Source organism: Chromatiaceae bacterium (assembly GCA_016714645.1).
Lineage (GTDB): Bacteria > Pseudomonadota > Gammaproteobacteria > Chromatiales > Chromatiaceae > M0108.
In genome coordinates this window covers 878,668-900,946 of record JADKCI010000002.1, presented here as the reverse complement: position 1 = coordinate 900,946, position 22,279 = coordinate 878,668, and the positions used below count along the sequence as shown (strand labels likewise).

Sequence of the window (22,279 nt, the reverse complement as noted above, 5' to 3'; positions counted from 1 at the left end):
AGATCGGCCTGACAGCCTCCGGCTGGTGCCCGCCCTTCTACCTTTTCAATCCCGCCAGGGGATCATCCCACTCCGGTTGCTGATGCCGGCCGAAGTAGGGATCCTCTTCGGGAAACAGTTCCTCCACCATCGGCCTCTCCTCCACTTGGGCAGCGGCGGGAGGAGCCTCGACCGCCGGACTAGCCGTAAAGCAGGCCGCGTAGGGGTTCTGTTGCTCGGTCAGGCTCCCCTCTTCCTGGTCATCGAAGGACAGGGCCCCGCCCGCCTGGTATTCCGTGACCCGCGTCTCGAAAAAGTTCTTCTCCTTCTTGAGCTCCATCTGTTCGCTCATCCAGGGAAAGGCGTGATAGGCATCTGCAAAGGGCTGGGGCAGTCCGACGGAGCCGAGACGCATGTTGGCGAAGAACTTGGTGGTCGCGACATGGTCCGGAATGGAATAGCCGAGGATGGGGCCATCCTTGAAGCAGTAGCTGATGTAGCCCTGTTCCAGTTCGATGGCACGGCGGGTGTCACGGTCGATGTCGGCCAGCAACTCATCGGTGAGGGCCTCCGGGTACTGCGCCATGAATTCCCGAATCAGGGCGACGCCAAAGCCGATATGGTTGGACTCATCGCGGGCAATGTAGCTGAACTGCTCGGCACCACCCTTGAAGAAGCCGAGTCGGGACAACTGCTGAATCGGGCCGAGGAGCGACACCCAGAACCAGACGCCCTCGAAAATCAAAAACCAGAAGACCAGCGAGCGCAGCAGGGCCTGCTTTTCCGCAATGGACATCTCGTGGTAGGGCCGGCCTTCGATCTGCCGTTTGATGGTTTGGAGAACCGGTTCGGAGAGCTTCTGGGCCATCTCCACCCGTTCCTTCATGGCCGGCACGGTCTTCCAGGTATCGTAGATGGACAGCGGGATGCCCAGATTCTCGATGACATAGCGGTAGCTGCGGGTATGCAAGCCTTCTTCCCAGACCAGCCGCTTGAAAAAGTGGCGGATTTCGGCGGGCTGAAAAACGGACAAAAAGGTCTCCGCCGCATCGTCTCCCCGCTCGATATCGAAGGTGGTGAGCTGCGCCATGACGGATTCGAACAGGTGCTTGAACTTCGGATCCACGGCGGGATTCTTGTAGTCCGCCACATCGGGGGCGACAGCGATCTCTTCCGGTGCCCAATTGTTATTCTCCTGAGCGCGCGCCATGGCCCAGGCCCACTCATAGGCAAAGGGCTCAAGCTGATAAGAATCACAGGGACCAAGCAGGGGTTTTGCGGACATAATTTAGACTTACTAAAGAGATGATTATGGATGTTAAGGCGAAAAAGCGGCAAATCACGAACCGAGGATCAGTGGGTGGCTAGACCCCACAAGCAATGATTCAGTTGATATCTCCCCCCGGATTCTGTAACGCGAGTTCCACAACGCTTCGGCAACCTTTCGACAATTTCTGCTTGTGGTCATCCAGGCAATCGATGACTCGGCCTAGGCCGGGCTGTACTTTGGCGCAGAATTTTGCAAAATCGGCCTCACAGGCCTGATAGGATTCTTCCGGGCTTTGCAGGAGGGTTCGGCAATCGAGCGATAATTCATCCTTGTCAAGAGCCTTGAGGCACGCCAGGATTTTGTCCTCTGCCCCAAGGTCTTGGGGCAGAATTTAACGATATCGAATTTGCACGACTTTTGAAGCGAAGGGGGTGTTTGGGTATCCGCCGCCAGAAACGAAAATCCGCTGACCGCCAACAGGCTAACCATACCCATAAAATACTTCAGCATCGCTTGCTTCCCGACATATAAGGGGTTGATGAAGCGGGAGGATTAATCCATGAAAATCATGGCTTATGCCTACCTATCAGAGGGATGCCGGCATAATAGCTTAACTGGCGATGGCCCTCCCCGAATTTTGCACGTCGTCACTTAGCTCCTGTCCGAGCCCCCTCATGAGCGCATTCCGGCTTATCGCCTCCACATCACTGGAACCGGGCCACCCCTGGCCCCTCATACCGGCACGGTCGAATACTTAGGTTGCCGGGCCGCTGACCGCATCACTGCCGGGGCCGCCGTCATCCGTCACGAGGGTGCGTTCCTCCGTGTCATGGGGCAGCCATTGGCCGAGTGCTGCCGCCAGCGCCTGCCGCGCCACCGGCTTGGTCACGTAGTCATTCATGCCCGCCTCCAGGCAGCGCTCACGGTCGCCCTGGAGGGCGTGGGCGGTCATGGCGATAATCGGCAGGGTGAAGGAGGCAGGAACCCGGCCGGCCTCGGCCGCCGCGCCCTGCAGGTTGCCGCATTGAGCCTGCCACCTGATGAATTCATCACGCCGGATTTGTTGCGTGGCCTCGATCCCATCCATCACCGGCATCTGCACGTCCATCAGCACCAGGTCATAGGGCAGCAGTTCCAGGGCCTGGAGCGCTTCCGCCCCGTTGGCCACGGCATCCGCCCGCAGACCCATTTGCTTCAGGATGCCCAAGGCCACCATCTGGTTGGTGATGTTGTCCTCGGCCAGCAGAATGCGCGCCTTGCGGCCCGCGAACCGGTGCGAGGTCTCACCGCCCGGTGGGTGGGTGGCGCTGGGAGGTGGCGTGGGCGCCACCTCCGGGTGATGCGTCAGCGCCAGGCCAGCGCGACCTGAGCTCCTGATGCCGAATCGGCTGGTCAGATAGGCCGCACAACCGATCTCATGGCAGTGTCCGGCGTCTTCCCGCCGGCCCCAGGACGTCAGCATCACCATCCGGGTGGCGGCCAGCCGCTGATCGGACTGAATCATTCGGCCCAGGCTTTCGCCATCCATGCCCGGCATCTGCATGTCGATCACGGCTATTGGCAGGGGTCCTGCTCGTCCAGCGCCCGATTGAGGGCCTGGAGCGCGCCGGGGCCATCTGCCGCCTCCAGCGGCGCATGCCCCACGCGGTCAGTCGGGTGGTCAGCATGTTGCGGTGGGTGGCGTTATCCTCCACGATCAGCACCCGCACCCCCGCAATGCGGCGGGCGGCATACTGGCCAAAGTGGGCCCCGTCTGTTTGCCGAGGCGGACGGTAAACCAGAACTCCGAGCCGGTGCCCTCCGCACTGGTGACGCCGGCCTCGCCACCCATCAGCCTGGCCAGTTGTCTGGAGATGGCCAGGCCCAGCCCGGTACCGCCGTACTGGCGCGTGGTCGAGGCATCCACCTGGCTAAACTTGTCGAAGAGCAGGCCGATCTTGTCGGCGGGGATGCCGATGCCCGTGTCGCGCACCGAGAAGCGCAGCACGACCTGCGCTTCATCCTCTTCCAGCAGCGAGACGCGGATCGCCACCTCGCCGGCCGGGGTGAACTTGACGGCATTACCCGCCAGGTTGTTGAGGATCTGGCGCAGCCGTCCCGGATCACCGCGCAGCAGCGTGGGCACCCCCGGATCAGCGGCGCAGCGCATCTCCAGCCCCTTCTCGTGAGCCCGCAAGGCCAAGTGGGCGGCGAAATCTTCCAATAAATTGGACAGATCGAAGTCCAGCCTCTCCAGGTCGAGCTTGCCGGCCTCAATCTTGGAGAAGTCGAGGATGGCATTGATCAGGCTCAGCAGGGATTCACCGCTGGTGCGGACAATCTCCGCGTAGCGCCGCTGCTCCGCGTTTAACGCCGTATCCAGCAACAGTCCGGTCATGCCGATGACGCCATTCATCAGGGTCCGGATCTCATAAGCTCATATGGCCCAGGAACTCGCTCTTGGCGGCGCTGGCCCGCTCGGCCCGCGCCGCCATTGCGTTGGCCCGGGCCGTGGCTTGCTCGAGATCCAGGTTGGTCTCGCGCAAGGCCGTCTCCTGGGCGCGGATGCCCGCGTCGGTATGGCGCAGCAGGACATAGATGAAGCCCAGCAAGAGCGTCAGCAGCACCGCACCGCCCGTGCCGACCAGCGTCAAGAGGCGCGCGAAGGCCGCCTCGGCGGTCGCGACGTCTTGCGCGATCAGCAGCTCGCCGATCCCGGTGCCGGCGGCGTCCCGCAAGGGGGTGGAGGAGACCAGCCAGTCCTTCCCGTCGCAGGCGATCTCCCGGGCAGGTTGGTCTGGGTGGGCCGGGTCCTCGGTAACATCATCCGCCCGGGAGGCGAGGGCCTCGGGCAGGCGGCCGAGGGAGGCGTAGCTCACGACGTTCCCGGGCAGTTGGTCCCAGTGGGCCTCCCGCCCGAGCATCCGCATACCCTCTTCCCAGGTTTGGCGGACGAGCTGCGCCTTGCGGATCACCACGGCCCAGATGGGCGCCGGATTCGGTGGTGATCGCCTGCAGCACGTCCTCGATCTCCTTGCCCAGTTCCACATAGCCGACCAGCGCCCCGTCGGCGTAGACGGGCTGCACCACCCGCAGGGTGAAGGTGCCCAGCGGGCTCAACTCGATGCCGGAGGTGGTCTTGCCGGTGCGTTCGGCTTCCCGCGTCGTGAAGCGCTCGATCCGGTCGCCATGTTTCTCCGGCTGGTGAATCCGCAGGAGGCAGACGCGGTTGGCGGCGAAGAAGGAGAAACGCGTCAGGTGGTTCTCCCGGTGCAGCGTCTCGAACAGGGGCTGCCAGTCGGCCAGGAGGCGGTCCGCATCACCCGCGCGCAGGGCCTGCTGCACCGCGTTATTGACGGCAAGCAGCTGGGTAACCATGGCCAGGCCGGAGGCCTGCTGGTTCAGGCTAATCCGCAGATCGTGGGCCACCTCGGCGGCACGGTTGACGATGGCCGCGGTCAGTTGTTGCTGATGCTGGCGCCAGAGGAGCGCCCCCGCCCCGCCATCAACACCACCACCATGATCGCCAGGGGCGGCAGCGGTTGCGCCAGGACCGGCTTGGGCGTGGCGGCGACGCGCCGGGTAGCCGACAGCGCGACCATCACACCGATGAAAATGATCAGCATCAAGCCCACGGGCAGGGCTATTCTGGCGGCGACCTCCCATTGCCAGTCGCGGGCATCGATGTCCATGCCCAGCACGGCGAGCAAATCGCCGCTGCCCGTAGGCCCTGGCGCAGATAATCAGATCATCCACCCGCTCGACATAGGTGGTCTTGGGCTGGATCTTCTGGGTCGCCGGATTCTCGTATGGGTAATCGACCCAACCGCGGCCCTTGGTCAAAGCGATGTCTTGTATCTCCTTGCGGAAAGAGTTGCCCCCGGACCCGTCCTGTTGGTCGCGCAGGTTCTGGCCCACCCGTTCCGGTTTCACCGGATGGGCCTGCAAGGTCATGCCCTGGTCGTAGGCGAAGACGTAGAGGCTTTCCGGCGAAACTCGCCCTGCGGGTCGTTAGCCTCCTGGAGAAAACGCTCGCGGCCCTGCTGCCGGTAGAAGGCCACGGCCTTGCGCACCAGGGCCTGAGCGTCGTCCGGGGTGACCAGGCCGGAGAGCGCCGTCGCCGTATCGGTGATCGGGATCAAACCCGAGACCCAGGTGCCCCACCGGTCGGTGACCGGCCCTTCGACGGCCTCGACCCGGTCCACGAACACGCGGTGAGCCACCGCCGAAACTTCGTCATAGCTCTGCCCGGGGGGGGAATAGCTCTCCGAGCCGGCCGGCTCACTGTCCACGAAGAAAAACACCGTACCCTCCGCCTTGCGACCCATCAGATAGACAAACCGGCATTGCGGGCTGGCGGCGCAAATGGCGGCCAGTTGTTCCTTGAGGCGCAGATATTCGCGGCTTTCCAGGTCCGCCGGCGTGCCGGTGAGCGCTTGAGGTGCTCAACATTGACCGCCTGTACCGCTACCCGCAGCCGCTGCAGCAGGTCGGTGCGCAGCGCGCGGTCGGCCTGCACCACCGTCCACCCGGTGAACAGCGCCCCCAGGGTGAACATGGCCAGCAGTAGCGCCGCCGTCAGATGCGGCTGGTTCATACCCTGAAAACGGCTGGTCGCTGGATCAATCATGGTAAGGGGCTCGGCCGGGTCGGGGGTACCTCAGCCTGCCGGGGCGAGCCCCCCCATGGCGCGGGCCTCGTCGGCCACCGAGCGGTCGCGGTCTCGGCCCGGGGCTGTTCCGCAACGGGGTTCACAGCCGAGGGCCAGGCGCAGGGAGAGCAGGCACTCTTGGGCCAGGGTGAGTCCGACGGCGGCGGGCTGGGCGGATGCTGGCGTTGCGGCCATTGAGCTTATCTCCCCAGGGTGAGTCTGACTGACACCGGCCCGCCGCGCGACGGGCCGCCCAGATACCGTGCCACGCTCGGGCCCGGCGGTCGACTCGGTCCTGAGGCGTTCACGGGGGAGTATGTCGCAATCGCGAGCAAAGGGACACCCTAGGAGCCTGTCCGACTTAAGGTTCGAATCCAGCGCCTGCGGCCGTTTGTGGTAAAAATGACAGGCTTGATGGGGCTCACAAGCGCGAAAATGGGCCTTTTTTCCATAACAATGAGTTATCTTGCCGCTTTTCCTATCCTTTAAGCGCAAAAAGGCGCTTCAGGTTCCATCCCAGACACACCAACGCCCACTCGCCCTGCACCGCCGCGAGGCCGCGCAGCAGGAATTGGCGGAAGCCCTGCACCTGCTTGATGATGAAGAAGACGGTCTCGACCGTGGCCTTGCGCTGAGCGTAGCGGGCCTTGCCGGCGCGGGTGCGCAGCCGATGGGCATTGGCCTCGGCCGGTGTCATCTGACTCTCGGGGGCGGGCGGGTCGTCGGCGAGCCGCTCGGCCAGGGGCGGGTTGTGCCGCTGGCGCCCTTGGGGGATATAGGGGTCGATGCCGGCGGTCGCGCCGTGATTGAGGTTCGCTTCGCTGTGATAGCCGGTGTCGGCGAGCAGGGCTTCGACCGTGCCGAGGACCTCGGGCAGGGCCGCGAGACGCTCCAGGGCCGGGGCGACCTCCTGCTGGTCGTTGGGGTGATCGGTGACGTGCGGCGCGACGATCAGATGCGTCTCGGTATCGACGCCGGCCTGGGCGTGGTAGGCCTGCTCGAAGCCGCCGCCGGCGGTAGGCATGATGCGCGACTCGACATCGGTGAGGCTGACCTGAACCTTGGGCCCGGGGCCCGGCTCAGGCGCCTTGGGCGGCTTGCCGCCCGGCGGCTTGCCGGTGCGCTCGGCCCGCGCTTAGCGCGCGGCGAGCTTGCGCTCGTACTCGGCTTGCTCGGCCGCGAAGCGCTTGCGCACGGGCCTCGATTTCTTCCTTAGCCGTGACGATGACGGCCAGGCGTTGCGCGCGCCGCTTCAGCTCCAGCGGGATATCGAGCTGCTCCGGCAGCGGTGGGTTGTCGGCCTGCTCGGCGAGGCGCATCAGCTCATTGACCTCGCCCTTGAGCTGTTCCTCCAGGCGGTTGGCATGCTTCCAGCTCAACGCCTGGTGCTTACTGGCGTTGGCTTTCATCTTGGTGCCGTCCAGACTGACCGTGCCGAGTTTGACCAACCCCATCGCCTGAGCGATGAGCAGCACTTGAGTGAACAGCGCCGCCAGCTCGTCGAGGAAGCGTTTGCGGAAGTCGGCAATGGTGCGGTGGTCGGGGTGGGTGTTGGCGCAGAGGTAGCGAAACGCGATCGAGTCGTACGTCGCCTGTGCCAGCTTGCGGCTGGAGAACACGCCGGTGGCGTAGCCGTAAAACAACAACGCCACCCGCATCGCCGGGTGGTAGGGCCGCGAGCCAGTGCCGGCGTAGGCGCCAACCAGGTGACTGAGGTCGAGCTGATCAACGATCTCGACCACGAACCGCGCCAGATGGTCTTCGGGCAGGTACTCCTGCACGGTCGCCGGGAACAGGTCCGGCGTGTCCCGATCTACCCCCAAAAAGTTGACTGCCATGCTGCACACGCTCGTCCGCGCGAACCCCGACCCTAATTGTACCCGGGTTGAGGCCCGATAAGTCGGACAGACTCCTAGCGGCCGTCAGGCGCTTAGCGATGAGGACCTCGGCAACCAGGGGGCTGTCTCAGCACCGCTTACAGGGTTCTATGGGTAAACCCCGTTTGATCCAGCCAGGACCCGCCGAGCTGCCGACCATGCCTTCCTTGACGTTATAAACGCGGGTAAACCCCTGTTCTTCCATCACCTTCTGCATGTAGGTCGTGCGGTTACCCGTGCGGCAGATCAGGGCAATGGGCGCATTACGATCGCCCTGAACCTGGGCCAGAACCGCATCGATAAAGGCCTGGGGTGCCTTAGGGTTGCCCATTTCGATCGGCACTGCCCCCACGGCGACCCTGGTTTGTCGCCACTCCTGGGGGGTTCTGATGTCGATCAGGGTGATGGTTCCTGCTTTAACCTGCTTATAAGCCTCTGGCGCGTCCAGGGTGGGTCCGGCCTCCGCCAGACAAGCCACGAGAAAAAGCGCCGCGAACAGACTGATGGACTCAATTTTCATCATTTGGAGAATTAACATCATCAAAGACTCCGGTATCCGGGGCGGAATCGCGGCCCGGTCCATTTAAATAATGGCAAGATCACCGATGGCAACCTAACAGCAAACACCGGCGAGAGCCGCAGGGCCGTCGGGATCTTGGTCGGCGTTTGCCGCGGGCCGCGTCCCCGCCGCAAGGCCGCGAGCGTGGCGGTTAGAGCTATGCACAAGCACCCCAACCATTGAATAAAGGTCAATCCCATGAAAATTAGACTAGTGGTCGCCCTGGCCATCGCCGCCTTGGCCAGCACATCCGCCCATGCGATCAATGCGAAGTATGCCCAACAACTTGAACGGTCCGGCTGCACCCAGGTGACCGAAGCGCAGGGCTGCGACATTCATAAGAGCAAGGCGCAGAACGCCAAGGCCGGCTTCGTCAACGAGGCGTCTGCCAACAAGGCGCCCGCCAAGGCGCAGAACCCCTACGCCGGGCAATGGGTCGCCAAGAGCACCAGCGGCGCGACCGTCGCGACCATCCGCATCGACAACAAGGAGGGCGTCTGGGTGAACGGCAAGAAGGTCAAGGCCAAGCGCAGCGATGGCGGGCTCGTGTTCCGCACCGGGAAAATCACCTATACGATCCAGGGCGACCGCCGTCTGGTCGGCGAGGATGTCTGGAACGATTTTGATGCTGGCACCAAGGGCCCCATTGTCGCCGAGTGACCGCGACGCTGGATGGCGAAGTGTTCTCCCTGCCGGGCGCCGGAGAGCCGGTTGAGCTGTCCACACGCATTAGCCAGCTCGCCGGCGCGAAGCCACTGCTGACCGTGAATCTCATCCGAACCGATACCGGCGAGGGCCAGGCCATGGTCCGCGCCGTCGACCCGCGCACCGTCGTCAGCTTCGGCGCCGGTTCCGGGGGAAGTGAATAATCTTAATCCTCGCCGCTTATCGGCCCACTCCCGCATGCGGTGCTGGTCATCGGCCGCCCAATGCCGCATGAGTCGGTGGTTGGCCTGTTTCGGGTTGACCTCAGCGACGCGTCGTGCAGTCGACGCGTATACGGACTTTCAGTCCGTTACTCGACCTGCCCCTGTCCATCCAACAGCGTGGCCCCGGCGGGGTCCATCAGGTTGACAAAGAAGGTTTCATTCCCCTCCCTAACCCGCTCCCCCCGCACCGCTATGCTCACCGTCCGCACCCACTGGCCGGCCGGGTAGGTCAGCACGCCGCCCGTGGCGAGGTAATCACGCCCGGCCTGGGTGATGCCGTTGGCGGTGGCGAACTGCACCGTCACGGCGGCGCCACTGGCGCGCGCCAGGCTGACCTTGAACAAGGGCATTTTTGATGCCGCTGTGGCCCTCGGTCAGGGCAACATCCGCGAGGGTCAGGACCAGGCCATCGTCATTGAGGATCGTCCCTTGGCCCTGGGCATCAGCCAGGTTGGCGCCCGTGGCCTGCTTGAGGTTCACGAAAAAGACCTCGTTGCCTTCCCGCGTCGTGTCGCCCTTAACGCCGATGGTCAGCGTCTTGGTGGGCTGGCCCGGCGCGAAGGTCACCCAGGCGCGGGCGGTGGTGAAATCCGTACCGGCCTGGGCCGCAACCGGTCACGAGCGCTTCTTGGTCCGCGACCTCCGCGCCAAACATGCGTAAGATTTTTGAGGCGCAGGGCGGCAACGCAACGACCCAGCTCGGCCACTCGACCTGGGCGGTAACCGCGCGCCACTACCTCAGGAAACCCCGGCAAATGGTGCCTATTCGGTGACGCTTATTTCCAAATTGGAAATAAAAAAGCCTAGGCGACTCGATGGAATCGCTCTAGGCTTTTGATTTATTTGGTGGGCCGTGAAGGATTCGAACCTTCGACCAATGGATTAAGAGTCCACTGCTCTACCAGCTGAGCTAACGGCCCGATGTCAAATTATGCTAGCACATTGGGGTGGACGATGGGAATCGAACCCACGACCGCAGGAGCCACAATCCTGAGCTCTACCAACTGAGCTACGTCCACCAGCGTAAATCTGCCTCCAAGCTGACCAGATCCGTCTCCACTCGCGGACACCTGTTTGGCGCCCCGGGAGGGACTCGAACCCCCGACCCACGGCTTAGAAGGCCGTTGCTCTATCCGCCTGAGCTACCGGGGCTTTTCATATCGCTTGGGAAGATGGTCGGGGTAGAGGGATTTGAACCCCCGACATCCTGCTCCCAAAGCAGGCGCGCTACCAGGCTGCGCTATACCCCGCTTTCGGACATAGTCCGGAAACCGAAGAGGCGGCATAATACGCGGATACCCCCATTGCGTCAATTGGCCAGCGGCCAAATTTGGACCGCGCCGCTTGCATGGCCCGGCCAGATGCTATGATTTTGTCTCTTTACTTGATTCACTCCAGGAATGATACCCATGAGCGCCCGGATTCTCGACGGCAAGGCCATTGCGGCGGACATCCGCGCTGGCATGAAGGAGCAGGTCAATGCCCTGGTCGCGGCGGGCGGACGCCAGCCGGGCCTGGCGGTGGTGCTGGTCGGGGACAATCCGGCCTCCCGGGTCTATGTGCGCAACAAGAGCGCGGCCTGCGCCGAGGTGGGCTTTCATTCCGAGATGCACCTGCTGGACGCCGACGTCCCCGAGGCGGATCTCCTGGCCCTCATCGACGCCTTGAACGCCCGCGAGGCCATCGACGGCATCCTGGTCCAACTGCCCTTGCCCGGCCACATCGATGAGGAACAGGTCATCGAACGCATCCTGCCGACCAAGGATGTGGACGGCTTTCATCCCTACAACGTGGGCCGCCTGGCTCTGCGCATGCCGCTGCTGCGCCCCTGTACGCCCAAGGGCGTCATGACGTTGCTGGAGCGGACCGGTCGTAAGCTGGAGGGCCTGGACGCCATCATCATCGGCCAGTCGAATATCGTGGGCCGGCCCATGGCGTTGGAGTTACTGGCGGCCCGCTGCACCATCAGCGTCTGCCACAGTCGCACCCGGGATCTGCCAGGCAAGATCAGTGCCGCCGATCTGGTGGTCGCCGCCGTGGGCCGCCCCCACTTCGTCCAGGGGGACTGGGTCAAGGAAGGCGCCATCGTCATCGACGTGGGCATCAATCGCACCGATGCGGGAACCTTGGTGGGTGACGTGGATTTCGCCGCCGTCGCCGAACAGGCCTCCTGGATAACGCCGGTGCCCGGTGGTGTCGGGCCCATGACCATCGCCAGCCTGCTGGAAAACACCTTGCAGGCGGCGCGCCTCCATGCGCTTGCGCAAGGGTGAGGTACCGACATGGCTGAAACCCTCCATCTGGACCTCCTCAATCAGGTTGGGGAGCTGGAAAAGCTCGCCAATGGCCTCGCGGAATTCGGCAAGGCCCATGGGCTTCATCATCGCACCCTCTATGCCGCGAACCTGGCGGCGAAGGAACTGGCCATCAATTTGCTGGCCTAGGCCTGGGATGACGGCCAGGATCACGTTTTCTCCATGGATTTGTCTCCATGAAGCGGGGAACCAGCGAGAGCTGCATCTGGCCATGAGCGATGATGGGCTGGCCTTCAATCCCTTCGAGGCGGAGGACCTGAGCCCACCGGAGCTGTCGGCCGACCAAGCTTGAGAATCTCTGCCTGGGTATCCGGCTGGTGCGGATGATGGCGGATGTCTGCCACTATGAGCGCCGGGATGGACATAACCTCGTCCGCCATCGCCTTCAGGATATGCCCGACCGGGCGGCGATTGCCTCCAGCCTGGCGGAACGCCGCGTCTTCCCGCCCCCACGGGAATTTGTCGCCAAGGCGCGGATTGGCCGCCTGGAGGCCTACCAAGCCCTGTATCGCGACAGCGTCGCGGATCCCGAGGCTTTCTGGGCCGAGCGGGCGGAGGAGTTATCCTGGTTCCGCAAGTGGGAAAAGGTCCTGGAGCAGGACTTCGCCAACGGGGAGCATCAGTGGTTCCACGGCGGGGAACTGAATGCCGCCTACAACTGCCTCGACCGTCATCTCGAAACCGGACGCAAGAAGTTCCACGGTGTTTACACCACCGGCGACAGTGCCCGGGTGGACGAGGACGGCTACGTCCGGCTCATGGGCCGCATCGATGATGTCATCAATGTCTCCGGACACCGGCTCGGCACGGCCGAAATCGAAATCGAGGACCTGCTGCGGGAGAAGATCTACCGCTAATCCCTGGCCATCAGCCCCGCCGCCAGTTGGTGCCGCCCGGTCCGTCCTCCAGCAGGATGCCCGCCGCCTGGATTTCATCCCGCAGCCGATCGGCCTCGGCCCAGGCGCGGGCCTGGCGGGCCTCGGCGCGCCGGCGGATGAGGTCCTCGATGTCGGCATCGCTTAGGCCGCCCACCCCGGGGCCGCCGCGCAGATAGGCCTCGGGATCATCCTGGAGGATACCGAGCACACCGCCCAGGGCCCGAAGTTGGGCAGCCAGGCCCGCGGCCAGGGCCAGGTCCTCGCTCCGGGCGCGATTGATCTCCCGCGCCAGGTCGAAGAGGGCGGCCAGGGCCTCGGGGGTATTGAAGTCATCGTCCATGGCGGCCCCGAAGCGCGCCTCGAGGGCCTCGCCCCCCGCAGGCGGGGCGCTGGGCAGGCCACGCAGGGCCGTATAGAAGCGCGTCAGTGCCCCCCGGGCCTGCTCCAGATGCTCCTCGTCATAGTTGAGGGGGCTACGGTACTGGCTGGTGAGGATGAAGTAGCGCACCTCCTCGGGGCGGTAGCGCGCCAGGATCTCGCGGACGGTAAAGAAGTTGCCCAGGGACTTGGACATCTTTTCCTCGTTGATCCTGACGAAACCGTTGTGCATCCAGACGTTGACAAAGGGTTCACCGGTCGCGCCCTCGGACTGGGCGATCTCGTTCTCGTGGTGGGGGAACTGGAGATCGGCACCGCCGCCATGGATGTCGAAGTGATTGCCCAGGCAGCAGGTGGACATGGCGGAGCATTCGATATGCCAGCCGGGCCGGCCCGGACCCCAGGGCGAGGCCCAGGCCGGCTCGCCGGGCTTGGCGGCCTTCCAGAGGGCGAAGTCCAAAGGATCGCGCTTGGCCTCGTCCGGCTCCACCCGGCTGCCGGCGCGCAACTCCGCCGGGTCCTTGCCGGAGAGGCGGCCATAGCCCGGAAAGCTGGCGACGGCGTAATAGACATCGCCATTGTCCGCCGCGTAGGCATGGCCCTTGGCGATCAGGACCTGGATCATGGCGAGGATCTCGGCGATGTGGGCGGTCGCCCGGGGTTCCGCTGTGGGTGGCAGGACGCCCAAGGCCGCGGCGTCCTCCTGCATGGCCAGGATGAAGCGCGCCGTCAGGTCGGCAAAGGCCTCGCCGCGCTCGTTGGCGCGGTTGATGATTTTATCGTCGATGTCCGTGATGTTGCGCACATAGGTCACCTCATAACCCAGGTGCCGCAGATAGCGATAGACGACATCGAACACCACCATGACCCGTGCGTGCCCCAGGTGGCAGAGGTCATAGACCGTCATGCCGCACACATAGAGGCGGACCTTGCCGGGTTCCAGGGGGACGAAATCCGCTTTATGGCGGGTCAGGCTGTTATGGATCTGAAGCATGGATTTGGGACCGGGATCTTGGGAATTCAGGGGATAGTAGCAAAGCAGTCCCTTGGGCGAAAACCGCGCCAATCCCCTCTCGGGTGATCTTGCGGGACCGCGAAGATGAGATGCGGGGGTTTTCCGATCGGGACCGAACCCGTAATATGCCATCTTTTATCCCCGTCCCCTGCACTTTAAGGAGCTCCATAATGCGGAGATTCACGCTCGTTGCCCTCGCCCTGCTGTCGCTCATCCTCGCGGGCACCGCCCTGGCGGGGAACCCCAAGGTCAGCCTACAAACCAACAAGGGGGTCATTGTCCTGGAACTCTATCCCGACCAGGCCCCCAAGTCGGTCGAGAATTTCCTCGCCTATGTGGACAGCGGCTTCTACAACGGTACCGTCTTCCATCGCGTTATCAAGGACTTTATGATCCAGGGTGGTGGCTTTGGCCAGGATATGAAACAAAAGGACACCCGGCCCTCGGTGGCGATCGAGGCGGACAACGGCCTCAAGAACGAGCGCGGCACCCTGGCCATGGCCCGCACCAGCGACCCTAACTCGGCCACCGCCCAATTCTTCATCAATCTCAAGGATAACGCCTTCCTGAACCATACCGCCAAGACCCCCCGCGGCTGGGGATACACCGTCTTCGGGCGGGTCACGGAGGGCATGGCGGTCGTTGACGCCATCGGCGGCCTGCCCACCGGGGCCAAGGGCCAGTTCCCCCAGGACGTACCCCAGGAGACCGTCATCATCGAAAAGGCCAGCCGCGTGGGCGGCTGAACCCAGGTCGCGGGCCCTATCCCACCCGTCAAGTCGGCCCGATGGATATCACCCCACCGCCACTCGCCATGGCCCGCGCCACTCGCGCAGGCATTTCACTTACCTCGCTCCGAGACTCTTGCATGATCAAACTCACGACCAATCACGGCGACATCACCATTGAACTTGACTTTGAAAAGGCGCCGGGCACCGCAGCCAATTTCGAGCAGTACGTCCGGGATGGCCATTACGACGGGACTATCTTCCATCGCGTTATCAATGGCTTCATGATCCAGGGCGGCGGCATGGACAGCCGCCTCGCCGAGAAGCGTTCCCGCGCCCCCATCCCGAACGAGGCCAAGAACGGCCTCAAGAATAAGACGGGCACCCTGGCCATGGCGCGCACCTCGGACCCGCACTCCGCCAGTTCCCAGTTCTTCATCAACGTGGCCGACAACGCCTTTCTCGACTATCCGGGCCAGGATGGCTGGGGCTATTGCGTCTTCGGCAAGGTGACCGAGGGCCTGGAGGTGGTCAACAAGATCAAGGGGGTCAAGACGGGTAACCGCCAGGGCCACCAGGATGTCCCCGTCGAGGATGTCGTTATCGAGAAAGCCGAGGTCGTGGCCTAAGCGGGCCCCGTGGGGAGCGCCCGGCGGCAGCGATCAAGCATTAGCGACTAGGCGCATGCCCTCCTCCCCGCCGGAATTCCTGTTCATCTCGGACCTCCACCTGGCGCCAGAGCAGCCGGCTACTGTCGAACTCTTCCTTGGCTTTCTGCGCCAGCGGGCGCGGCAGGCCGAGGCACTCTACATCCTCGGCGATCTCTTCGATGCCTGGATTGGCGACGATGACGATCAAGCGCCCTACCCCGCCCTCCGCCAGGCCCTGCGCGACCTCACCGAGAGCGGCACCCGCTGCGCCATTATTTCCGGCAACCGGGATTTTCTGCTCGGCAAGCGCTTTAGCCAGGAGACCGGTTGTAGTCTGTTACGGGAGCCAAGCCGGGTGGATCTGCTGGGGACCCCGACCCTGCTGATGCATGGGGACCTCCTGTGCACCGATGACCTGGCCTACCAGAAATTCCGCCGCCTCATACGCAACCCCGTCGTCAGGTGGCTCTTTTTGTTGAAACGACTGGATAAGCGACGCGCCATGGCGACCAATTACCGCCGCAAGAGTGGCCAGGCGATCGCCCGCAAGCCCCTGGCCATCATGGACGTGAATCAGGAGGCCGTTAAGACCGCCCTGCGCCGCCATGGCTCCTGGCACCTGATCCATGGCCATACCCACAGACCCGGGAAACACGCCTTCGACCTCGACGGCCACACCGCGATACGCCAGGTCCTGGCGGACTGGCATCCCGAGCGGGGCGAGGTCTTGAGTGTCTCGGCGGCGGGCTGGCGGCGGGAGGCCATTCTTCCGGAGTAGGGTCAGCCGCAAAGTCGCGGGTCGCGGTCGAGAAAAACCGGAGGAGGCCAGGCGCCGTGAGGCCGCCCCAGGAAGGCAAGGCTCAGGTCCCGGCGGGTACGGCTTTGTGGCAGAGAGCCTGCAAGCGATCCAGTTCGCCCTCGGCGAAGCCCGCGCGGCGGCGGTCCGCCAAGTTGAGGGGACCCCGCATCCCGCCACCCAAATAGCAAGCCAGCAGTTCAAAAAACTCGCTCTCGGGTTCCAGCCCGCGCTCCGCGCAGAGGAAGTGGAACCAGCGCGTCCCCGCCGCCACATGGCCAACCTCGTCACGCAGGATGATCGCCAGACAGTCCGCTGTCTCGCCATCCCCGGCATCCCGGAAGCGGGTGATCATGTTCGGGGTCACGTCCAGGCCCCGCGCCTCCAGCACCCGGGGGATCAGGGCCATCCGCGCCAGCGGATCAACCGCCGTGCGCATCGCCATGGACCAGAGGCCATCATGGGCGGGGAAATCCCCATAGTCATGGCCCAAGGTCCTCAGGCGGTCACGCATGAGGCCAAAATGCCGGGCCTCCTCGTCCGCCACCCCCACCCAATCGTCGTAATAGGCGCGGGGCAGGCCACGAAATCGGTAAACGGCGTCCCAGGCCAGATTGATGGCGTTGAATTCGATATGGGCCACGGCATGGATCAGGGCGGCGCGACCCTTGCCTCCGCCCTTACCCGCTTGGGCTGAACGCTGCGCCAGGGCCCGGGGCGGCACCAACTCGGGTCGCTCGGGACGGCCTGGTTCATCGAGGTCCTCCAGTGGCATGGGGTCGGCCAGCGCAAGCTGACCGGCCCCCCAGTCCGCCGCGGCTCGCCGCGTCAGCTCGACCTTCTGGTCAGGATCCCGCTCCCGCAGGCAGGCCAAGGCCAACCCAAAGAGGCCGACAGCCTGGTTCTCCCCTTCCGCGCCCGCGGCTCTCATCTACTCGGACGCATGGGCCATCAAGGCCAGGTATTTGTCGAAATAGGTATCGAGGGGTGGCTTGGTCTTGACGAGATATTCGCAATCGCCGGTGGCGCAGTAATGACCCTGGGTCAGGTTGTTCAAGATCATCTTGGGCAGATCGAAGTGGCGCATGGGGTCGTAGGTCACCGGCTTACCCTGCTCTATAATCACCAGGCGATTATAGAAATAGTTACCCTCTTGATTATCCATGTAGGCTAAGGCCTTATAGGTGATGGGCCCAAACTGCAAAGGGGGCACGTGATCGGATACCAGGACGATCAGGCTATTGGGATCGAGAGCGATCAATTCCTTCACATAACGGGCAATGGCCTGGGTGCGGTAGTAAAACTGATTGACGACCCGCTCGATCTGATCATCCGGGTTGTTCGATTCCGATTTAATGAGGATAGGCCGCTTGTCCTCATTCAGATTGTGCGGCGTATGGCCATAAATGGTCAGCAAATAGTTAAACAGCGGTTGATCGGGATGCTCATCCAGATGCCGACGCACTAACTCCAGGTTCTGGGGAAAGAGATCGCCGTCAAAAAGATATTCCTCCTCGCCGGGATCTCCGAACTTGAGGTAGGTGGGTTCCAGGGTGAAGAACTCCACGGGGAATTGCTGCTCGGCGAAACCCATACCCTTATAGGCCGGTTGGGTGTTGAAGAAATTGGGTTTATAGGCATTGCTGGCGATGGCGCGATAGCCCAGTTCGGCCAGCAGGCCAGGCAGACAATGGGCCTGGGCCCCCGTGAAGGTGTTGAACTCGACGCTGGACAGCCGCTCCATGGCCGGTACGCCACACAAGACTTCAAACTCAGCCTGCGAGGTCGCGCCGCCAAACACGGGCGAAACTGACAAGCCCAGTTTGTCGCCAAAGAGGGCGGCAAAGTCCGGATGCACGGGATCACCCGATAACTTGAGGTCGCGGAAGAGGCGCGGATCAAGAAAGCTCTCCAGAACAATCAAATGCACGTTACGTGGCTGGAGGTAAGGCCGAATACCCTCCACCTCCCCCGCGAAGGCCTTGTCAAAACCTGGACGATTCAGATAGGGCTCGATCATGGCCAGCGTCCCTTCCCGCTCCGCCTCCCGGAACAGCAACATGGCCAGCCGGCCGTTGCTCTCCACACTCTTACCATCGGAATACTTGACGATCTCGTGGGCCACGGATTTAAATCCCGTGGCAAAAGCGGCCGGCGTCGCCTTGATGAGGGTCACGACCATCACCAGCGGCAAGAGCGCCAGCAGGATGCGCCCGGGCCGATGGTAATCGATGCGCGCCAGGATGAAGGCAAATGGGGTAAGAAAGCCTATCACCAGCAGGACGGCATAAGCCGGCGGCAGTATCTGGAGGAGCTCGGGCACCTCCGCCACATTGATAAAGCGAAAGACCTTGCCGTAAACCAGATAAAAGATGTCATGCACCAGATAGACGAGGAAAATAGGCACGCCCGCCAGCCAAGGGCGCCAAGCGGAAGGCTTGAGCAGGCTGTAGACCAAACCGTAGAAGTAGAGGACAAGGATGAACTCCGGCCACTGCAAATACAGCAGATGGGCACTAAACCCGCCCCACACCTCCATGAGCAAGGCATAGAGGTAAATGCTTGCGATGAAAAGGGCAAGATGAAGCAATGGCTTGTGCCAACGGGAGGGTATCGGGTTTACCATGGTGCTAGGGTACAAATGAGGGGTTGACAGACCATATGATTGTGCGTTAATAGCCCGAAAAGCGCAATAGACGAGCAAAATGCTGCGAGAATCTCCGCCAAAATCCATGGCGCCAGGCGGACAACCATGGCACAGTTAAGCCATCATTCCGGCCTCCTCATCTTTCCACCTAGTTAGACCCCAAAGCCATGAAAAAGATTCGCCGTCTGCTTGTCGCCAACCGCAGTGAAATCGCCATCCGCGTCCTGCGCGCGGCCAGCGAGATGGGTATCCGTACCGTCGCCATTTTTTCCAACGAAGATCGCTTTGCCCTGCACCGCTTCAAGGCCGACGAGGCCTATTTGGTGGGCGCCGGCCAGAAACCCATCGCGGCCTACCTGGATATCGCCGACATCATCCGCATCGCCCGCGAGAACCAAGTCGATGCCATCCACCCCGGTTATGGCTTCCTCTCCGAGAATCCCGATTTCGCCGAGGCCTGCGCCACCGCTGGTATCGCCTTCATCGGCCCCAGACCCGAGGTCATGCGGTTGCTGGGCAATAAGGTCTCGGCGCGGGAGCTGGCGGCACGGGCCGGGGTGCCCGTGGTGCCGGCGACGGGCGCCCTGCCCCGGGATCTGGAGGGGGCACTGGCCCTGGCGGCAACCGTTGGCTATCCCCTGATGCTCAAGGCCAGTTGGGGCGGCGGCGGGCGCGGTATGCGCGTCATACCCACCGCGGCCGACCTGGGCCCGGCCATGGACATCGCCCGGCGCGAGGCCCTGGCGGCCTTCGGTAACGACGAGGTCTATCTGGAAAAGCTGGTGCGGCGGGCGCGGCATGTGGAGGTCCAGATCCTGGGCGACACCCAGGGCCAACTCGTCCATCTCTTCGAGCGCGACTGTTCGGTGCAGCGCCGGAACCAAAAAGTCGTGGAGCGTGCCCCCGCGCCCTATCTGAACGAGGCGCGTCGCGTCGAACTCTGCGAGGCGGCCCTGCGGCTGGCGCGGGCGGCCCACTACAGTCACGCCGGCACCGTGGAATTCCTGGTGGACGCGGACGACGACAACTTCTATTTCATCGAGGTCAATCCGCGCATCCAGGTCGAACACACCGTCACCGAACTGGTAACCGGCGTGGATATCGTCAAGGCGCAGATCGCCATCACCGAGGGCGCGTGCCTGGGCGACGATGAGTCCCACGTGCCCCGACAGGAGGGTGTGCGCCTCAATGGCCATGCCCTCCAGTGCCGCATCACCACCGAGGACCCGGAGAACGGCTTCACCCCGGATTATGGCCGCATCAACGCCTATCGCAGCCCAGCGGGCTTTGGTATCCGCCTCGATGGCGGCACCGCCTATTCCGGGGCCGTCATCACCCCCTATTACGATTCCCTCCTGGTCAAGGTCACCGCCTGGGGCCATAGCCCTGAGGAGGCGGCGCGGCGCATGGACCGCGCCCTGCGCGAGTTCCGGGTGCGGGGGCTGGCCTCCAACCTGCCCTTCCTGGAAAACGTCATCAACCACCCCCTCTTCCTGTCGGGGCAGTGCACCACCCGCTTCATCGACGAAACGCCGGAGCTGTTCAAGTTCCGCAAGCGCCGCGACCGCGCCAACCGCCTGCTGCGTTTTCTCGGCGATATTCGGGTCAACGGCAACCCGGAGATGAAGGGCCGTGCCCTGCCCGCCCTGCCCATGGCCCCGCCGCTCAAGCCCCCCTGCGATCTCACCCGGGACCCGGCCCCCGGCTCCCGGGACCGGCTCCAGGCGTTGGGCGCGACCGCCTTCGCCACCTGGATGCGGAATGAACAGCGCGTCCTCCTCACCGACACCTCCATGCGCGACGCCCACCAGTCCCTCTTCGCCACGCGCATGCGCACCCATGACCTGACCGAGATCGCCCCCCACTACGCACGCCTGGTGCCGGAGCTCTTCTCTCTGGAATGCTGGGGCGGCGCCACCTTTGACGTCGCCCTGCGCTTCTTGAAGGAGGACCCCTGGGAACGCCTGGCCCGCCTGCGCGCCGCCGTGCCCAACATCCTGTTCCAGATGCTGCTGCGCGCCTCCAACGCCGTCGGCTACACCAATTATGCCGACAACGTGGTGCGCTACTTCGTCCAGCAGGCCGCCCGGGAGGGCGTTGATGTCTTCCGCGTCTTCGACTCCCTGAACTGGGTGGACAATATGCGGGTGGCCATGGATGCCGTCATCGAGACCGGTGCCCTCTGCGAGGCGGCTATCTGCTATACGGGTGACCTGCTCGATCCGGCGCGGCCCAAGTACAACCTCAAGTACTACGTGAATCTCGCGAAACAACTCGAAAAGGCCGGCGCCCACATCCTGGGCATCAAGGACATGGCCGGCGTTTGCAAGCCCCGCGCCGCCCGGGAGCTGGTGCTGGCCCTCAAGCAGGAGATCGGCCTGCCGATCCACTTCCACACCCACGACACCAGCGGCATCGCCGCCGCCTCGGTCCTGGCCGCCGTCGAGGCCGGCTGCGACGCCGTCGATGGCGCCCTGGACGCCCTGAGCGGGCTCACCTCCCAGCCCAACCTGGGCGCCATCGCCGCCGCCCTGGCCGGTAGCGACCGGGACCCGGGCCTGGACCTGGACGCCCTGCGGGGACTCTCCCACTACTGGGAGGGGGTGCGCCGCTACTATGCCCCCTTCGAGGCCGACATCCGCTCCGGCACCGCCGACGTCTATCGCCACGAGATGCCCGGCGGCCAGTACACCAACCTGCGCGAGCAGGCTCGCGCCATGGGGCTGGATCACCGCTGGGGCGAGGTCTCCCAGGCCTATGTGGACGTCAATCGCCTCTTTGGCGACATCGTCAAGGTCACCCCCACCTCGAAGGTGGTGGGTGACCTGGCCCTCTTCATGGTCGCTAACGGCCTGACGCCCGCGGAAGTCGCGGACCCGGCCCGCGAGATCGCCTTCCCGGACTCGGTCATCTCCCTCATGCGGGGCGAGCTGGGGTACCCGCCGGATGGCTTTCCTCCGGCCTTGCAGCGGAAGGTCCTGAAGAACGAGCCGCCTCTCGTCGGCCGGGCCGGGGACTGGCTACCGGCGGTGGACCTGGAGGCCGCCCGGGCCGAGGCCCAGGCCGCCACCGGACGCCAGGTCCATGATACCGATCTAGCCTCCCATCTCATGTATCCCAAGGTCTTCAAGGAGTACGCGGCCCACCGCAGTCATTACGGCGACGTCTCCGTGCTCCCCACCCCCGCCTTCTTTTACGGTCTGCAAGGGGGCGAGGAGATCAGCGTGGAACTCGAGCGCGGCAAGAACCTCATCATCTCTGAACAGGGCATGGCGAGCCCAGACGGCGCGGGGGTGGCCAAGGTCTTCTTCGAACTGAACGGTCAATCCCGGGTGGTGCGGGTCCCCAAGGCGGGTCTCGCCAACCTCAAGGCCAAGCCCCAGGCCGAGGAAGGCAACCCCCGGCACGTTGGGGCCCCCATGCCCGGCACCATCGTCACCCTGGCCATCCATGTCGGTCAGAAGGTAGCCAAGGGCGATCCCCTCATCTCCATCGAGGCCATGAAGATGGAGACCATGCTCACCGCCGAGCGGGAGGGCGTTATCCACGCCATCCACGCCCGCCATGGCGAGAACGTCAATGCCAAGGACCTGCTGGTGGAATTCGCTTAGGGCCCGGGCCGGCTGGG

At 63.8% G+C, this 22,279-nt stretch carries 24 protein-coding genes, 4 tRNA genes and 1 pseudogene; 9 read left to right on the top strand and 20 right to left on the bottom strand.

The features are described from left to right. Positions 1 to 37: 37 nt before the first annotated feature. From IPN92_11160 to IPN92_11110, 11 genes and pseudogenes are all read right to left on the bottom strand, one after another. Positions 38 to 1,264, bottom strand: a complete 1,227-nt coding sequence (locus IPN92_11160; protein MBK8638801.1) for a ribonucleotide-diphosphate reductase subunit beta — start codon at positions 1,262 to 1,264, stop codon at positions 38 to 40. A gap of 100 nt (positions 1,265 to 1,364) precedes the next feature. Continuing rightward, a complete protein-coding gene (locus IPN92_11155) occupies positions 1,365 to 1,640 on the bottom strand; it encodes a cysteine rich repeat-containing protein (GenBank protein ID MBK8638800.1) in 276 nt (91 codons plus the stop codon). 363 nt (positions 1,641 to 2,003) lie between these two features. Continuing rightward, a complete protein-coding gene (locus IPN92_11150) occupies positions 2,004 to 2,711 on the bottom strand; it encodes a response regulator (GenBank protein ID MBK8638799.1) in 708 nt (235 codons plus the stop codon). Positions 2,712 to 2,945: 234 nt separating this feature from the next. Then, positions 2,946 to 3,644: a hypothetical protein gene (locus IPN92_11145; protein MBK8638798.1), complete on the bottom strand. Its 699-nt coding sequence runs from the start codon at positions 3,642 to 3,644 to the stop codon at positions 2,946 to 2,948. Positions 3,645 to 3,657: 13 nt separating this feature from the next. Then, a complete protein-coding gene (locus tag IPN92_11140; protein ID MBK8638797.1) occupies positions 3,658 to 4,107 on the bottom strand; it encodes a hypothetical protein in 450 nt (149 codons plus the stop codon). Further along, positions 4,052 to 5,182 carry a cache domain-containing protein gene (locus IPN92_11135; GenBank protein ID MBK8638796.1) on the bottom strand — a complete coding sequence of 377 codons (1,131 nt, stop codon included), beginning with the start codon at positions 5,180 to 5,182 and terminating at the stop codon, positions 4,052 to 4,054. The genes IPN92_11140 and IPN92_11135 overlap by 56 nt, the downstream gene beginning before the upstream one ends. After that, a complete protein-coding gene (locus IPN92_11130; protein ID MBK8638795.1) occupies positions 5,179 to 5,556 on the bottom strand; it encodes a hypothetical protein in 378 nt (125 codons plus the stop codon). The genes IPN92_11135 and IPN92_11130 overlap by 4 nt, the downstream gene beginning before the upstream one ends. After that, complete coding sequence (locus IPN92_11125; protein MBK8638794.1) at positions 5,556 to 5,858, bottom strand: hypothetical protein; 303 nt, start codon at positions 5,856 to 5,858, stop codon at positions 5,556 to 5,558. The genes IPN92_11130 and IPN92_11125 overlap by 1 nt, the downstream gene beginning before the upstream one ends. A gap of 30 nt (positions 5,859 to 5,888) precedes the next feature. Next, positions 5,889 to 6,074 (bottom strand): hypothetical protein, encoded by a 186-nt coding sequence (locus IPN92_11120; protein ID MBK8638793.1) that lies wholly within the window; start codon positions 6,072 to 6,074, stop codon positions 5,889 to 5,891. 283 nt (positions 6,075 to 6,357) lie between these two features. Beyond that, a pseudogene (locus IPN92_11115) lies at positions 6,358 to 7,717 on the bottom strand (IS1182 family transposase). Between the two features lie 127 nt (positions 7,718 to 7,844). After that, positions 7,845 to 8,294, bottom strand: coding sequence for a rhodanese-like domain-containing protein (locus IPN92_11110; GenBank protein MBK8638792.1), 450 nt, complete (start codon positions 8,292 to 8,294; stop codon positions 7,845 to 7,847). Between the two features lie 219 nt (positions 8,295 to 8,513). On the opposite strand from IPN92_11110, the gene IPN92_11105 reads away from it, so the two are divergent. Together IPN92_11105 and IPN92_11100 are read left to right on the top strand one after the other, a co-directional pair. Further along, a complete protein-coding gene (locus IPN92_11105) occupies positions 8,514 to 8,975 on the top strand; it encodes a hypothetical protein (protein ID MBK8638791.1) in 462 nt (153 codons plus the stop codon). Further along, on the top strand, positions 8,972 to 9,184 hold the full coding sequence (locus IPN92_11100) for a hypothetical protein (protein MBK8638790.1): 213 nt from the start codon (positions 8,972 to 8,974) through the stop codon (positions 9,182 to 9,184). Before IPN92_11105 ends, IPN92_11100 begins: the two co-directional genes overlap by 4 nt. Positions 9,185 to 9,330: 146 nt before the next feature. On the opposite strand, the gene IPN92_11095 is transcribed toward IPN92_11100, so the two are convergent. The 6 genes from IPN92_11095 to IPN92_11070 form a co-directional block, all read right to left on the bottom strand. Next, entirely contained in the window at positions 9,331 to 9,549 is a 219-nt protein-coding gene (locus IPN92_11095; GenBank protein MBK8638789.1) for a hypothetical protein, read from the bottom strand. After that, positions 9,500 to 9,811 carry a hypothetical protein gene (locus tag IPN92_11090; GenBank protein MBK8638788.1) on the bottom strand — a complete coding sequence of 104 codons (312 nt, stop codon included), beginning with the start codon at positions 9,809 to 9,811 and terminating at the stop codon, positions 9,500 to 9,502. Before IPN92_11090 ends, IPN92_11095 begins: the two co-directional genes overlap by 50 nt. 277 nt (positions 9,812 to 10,088) lie before the next feature. Then, positions 10,089 to 10,164 (bottom strand) — tRNA-Lys (locus IPN92_11085). Between the two features lie 23 nt (positions 10,165 to 10,187). Continuing rightward, a tRNA-His gene (locus IPN92_11080) sits at positions 10,188 to 10,263 on the bottom strand. A 56-nt stretch (positions 10,264 to 10,319) separates the two neighbouring features. Beyond that, a tRNA-Arg gene (locus tag IPN92_11075) sits at positions 10,320 to 10,396 on the bottom strand. 21 nt (positions 10,397 to 10,417) lie between these two features. Continuing rightward, positions 10,418 to 10,494: transfer RNA gene (locus IPN92_11070), tRNA-Pro, on the bottom strand. A 159-nt stretch (positions 10,495 to 10,653) separates the two neighbouring features. On the opposite strand from IPN92_11070, the gene folD reads away from it, so the two are divergent. The 3 genes from folD to IPN92_11055 all read left to right on the top strand — a co-directional run bounded on the left by folD (position 10,654) and on the right by IPN92_11055 (position 12,416). Next, positions 10,654 to 11,517: a bifunctional methylenetetrahydrofolate dehydrogenase/methenyltetrahydrofolate cyclohydrolase FolD gene (gene folD, locus IPN92_11065; protein MBK8638787.1), complete on the top strand. Its 864-nt coding sequence runs from the start codon at positions 10,654 to 10,656 to the stop codon at positions 11,515 to 11,517. A 9-nt stretch (positions 11,518 to 11,526) separates the two neighbouring features. Further along, positions 11,527 to 11,688 (top strand): hypothetical protein, encoded by a 162-nt coding sequence (locus IPN92_11060; GenBank protein ID MBK8638786.1) that lies wholly within the window; start codon positions 11,527 to 11,529, stop codon positions 11,686 to 11,688. 194 nt (positions 11,689 to 11,882) lie between these two features. Then, positions 11,883 to 12,416: a hypothetical protein gene (locus IPN92_11055; protein MBK8638785.1), complete on the top strand. Its 534-nt coding sequence runs from the start codon at positions 11,883 to 11,885 to the stop codon at positions 12,414 to 12,416. A 10-nt stretch (positions 12,417 to 12,426) separates the two neighbouring features. Here IPN92_11055 and IPN92_11050 read toward each other — a convergent pair whose 3' ends face one another. Next, the gene (locus tag IPN92_11050) at positions 12,427 to 13,809 is read right to left on the bottom strand and encodes a cysteine--tRNA ligase (GenBank protein ID MBK8638784.1); all 1,383 of its coding nucleotides are present in this window, start codon (positions 13,807 to 13,809) and stop codon (positions 12,427 to 12,429) included. A 191-nt stretch (positions 13,810 to 14,000) separates the two neighbouring features. Between IPN92_11050 and IPN92_11045 the strand changes: the two genes are divergently transcribed. The 3 genes from IPN92_11045 to IPN92_11035 all read left to right on the top strand — a co-directional run bounded on the left by IPN92_11045 (position 14,001) and on the right by IPN92_11035 (position 15,986). After that, complete coding sequence (locus IPN92_11045; GenBank protein MBK8638783.1) at positions 14,001 to 14,576, top strand: peptidyl-prolyl cis-trans isomerase; 576 nt, start codon at positions 14,001 to 14,003, stop codon at positions 14,574 to 14,576. Positions 14,577 to 14,698: 122 nt separating this feature from the next. Next, positions 14,699 to 15,187 (top strand): peptidyl-prolyl cis-trans isomerase, encoded by a 489-nt coding sequence (locus tag IPN92_11040; protein ID MBK8638782.1) that lies wholly within the window; start codon positions 14,699 to 14,701, stop codon positions 15,185 to 15,187. Between the two features lie 55 nt (positions 15,188 to 15,242). Continuing rightward, the gene (locus IPN92_11035) at positions 15,243 to 15,986 is read left to right on the top strand and encodes a UDP-2,3-diacylglucosamine diphosphatase (GenBank protein MBK8638781.1); all 744 of its coding nucleotides are present in this window, start codon (positions 15,243 to 15,245) and stop codon (positions 15,984 to 15,986) included. An 82-nt stretch (positions 15,987 to 16,068) separates the two neighbouring features. Here IPN92_11035 and IPN92_11030 read toward each other — a convergent pair whose 3' ends face one another. Together IPN92_11030 and IPN92_11025 are read right to left on the bottom strand one after the other, a co-directional pair. Continuing rightward, positions 16,069 to 16,935, bottom strand: coding sequence for a ferritin-like domain-containing protein (locus IPN92_11030; GenBank protein MBK8638780.1), 867 nt, complete (start codon positions 16,933 to 16,935; stop codon positions 16,069 to 16,071). Beyond that, positions 16,936 to 18,594: an LTA synthase family protein gene (locus IPN92_11025; protein ID MBK8638779.1), complete on the bottom strand. Its 1,659-nt coding sequence runs from the start codon at positions 18,592 to 18,594 to the stop codon at positions 16,936 to 16,938. A gap of 224 nt (positions 18,595 to 18,818) precedes the next feature. On the opposite strand from IPN92_11025, the gene IPN92_11020 reads away from it, so the two are divergent. Continuing rightward, positions 18,819 to 22,262 (top strand): pyruvate carboxylase, encoded by a 3,444-nt coding sequence (locus IPN92_11020; GenBank protein MBK8638778.1) that lies wholly within the window; start codon positions 18,819 to 18,821, stop codon positions 22,260 to 22,262. The last annotated feature ends 17 nt before the right edge of the window (positions 22,263 to 22,279 follow it).

Bases quoted from the DNA above. Each gene is read 5' to 3' on its own strand.
- IPN92_11060 (MBK8638786.1), top strand. From the start codon at position 11,527: ATGGCTGAAACCCTCCATCTGGACCTCCTCAATCAGGTTGGGGAGCTG.
- IPN92_11145 (MBK8638798.1), bottom strand. From the start codon at position 3,644: ATGAATGGCGTCATCGGCATGACCGGACTGTTGCTGGATACGGCGTTA.
- folD (MBK8638787.1), top strand. From the start codon at position 10,654: ATGAGCGCCCGGATTCTCGACGGCAAGGCCATTGCGGCGGACATCCGC.
- IPN92_11120 (MBK8638793.1), bottom strand. From the start codon at position 6,074: ATGGCCGCAACGCCAGCATCCGCCCAGCCCGCCGCCGTCGGACTCACC.
- IPN92_11130 (MBK8638795.1), bottom strand. From the start codon at position 5,556: ATGGGTCGCAAGGCGGAGGGTACGGTGTTTTTCTTCGTGGACAGTGAG.
- IPN92_11150 (MBK8638799.1), bottom strand. From the start codon at position 2,711: ATGCTGACGTCCTGGGGCCGGCGGGAAGACGCCGGACACTGCCATGAG.
- IPN92_11020 (MBK8638778.1), top strand. From the start codon at position 18,819: ATGAAAAAGATTCGCCGTCTGCTTGTCGCCAACCGCAGTGAAATCGCC.
- IPN92_11135 (MBK8638796.1), bottom strand. From the start codon at position 5,182: ATGACCTTGCAGGCCCATCCGGTGAAACCGGAACGGGTGGGCCAGAAC.
- IPN92_11105 (MBK8638791.1), top strand. From the start codon at position 8,514: ATGAAAATTAGACTAGTGGTCGCCCTGGCCATCGCCGCCTTGGCCAGC.
- IPN92_11030 (MBK8638780.1), bottom strand. From the start codon at position 16,935: ATGAGAGCCGCGGGCGCGGAAGGGGAGAACCAGGCTGTCGGCCTCTTT.
- IPN92_11035 (MBK8638781.1), top strand. From the start codon at position 15,243: ATGCCCTCCTCCCCGCCGGAATTCCTGTTCATCTCGGACCTCCACCTG.
- IPN92_11055 (MBK8638785.1), top strand. From the start codon at position 11,883: ATGATGGCGGATGTCTGCCACTATGAGCGCCGGGATGGACATAACCTC.
- IPN92_11110 (MBK8638792.1), bottom strand. From the start codon at position 8,294: ATGTTAATTCTCCAAATGATGAAAATTGAGTCCATCAGTCTGTTCGCG.
- IPN92_11045 (MBK8638783.1), top strand. From the start codon at position 14,001: ATGCGGAGATTCACGCTCGTTGCCCTCGCCCTGCTGTCGCTCATCCTC.
- IPN92_11160 (MBK8638801.1), bottom strand. From the start codon at position 1,264: ATGTCCGCAAAACCCCTGCTTGGTCCCTGTGATTCTTATCAGCTTGAG.
- IPN92_11125 (MBK8638794.1), bottom strand. From the start codon at position 5,858: ATGATTGATCCAGCGACCAGCCGTTTTCAGGGTATGAACCAGCCGCAT.
- IPN92_11050 (MBK8638784.1), bottom strand. From the start codon at position 13,809: ATGCTTCAGATCCATAACAGCCTGACCCGCCATAAAGCGGATTTCGTC.
- IPN92_11040 (MBK8638782.1), top strand. From the start codon at position 14,699: ATGATCAAACTCACGACCAATCACGGCGACATCACCATTGAACTTGAC.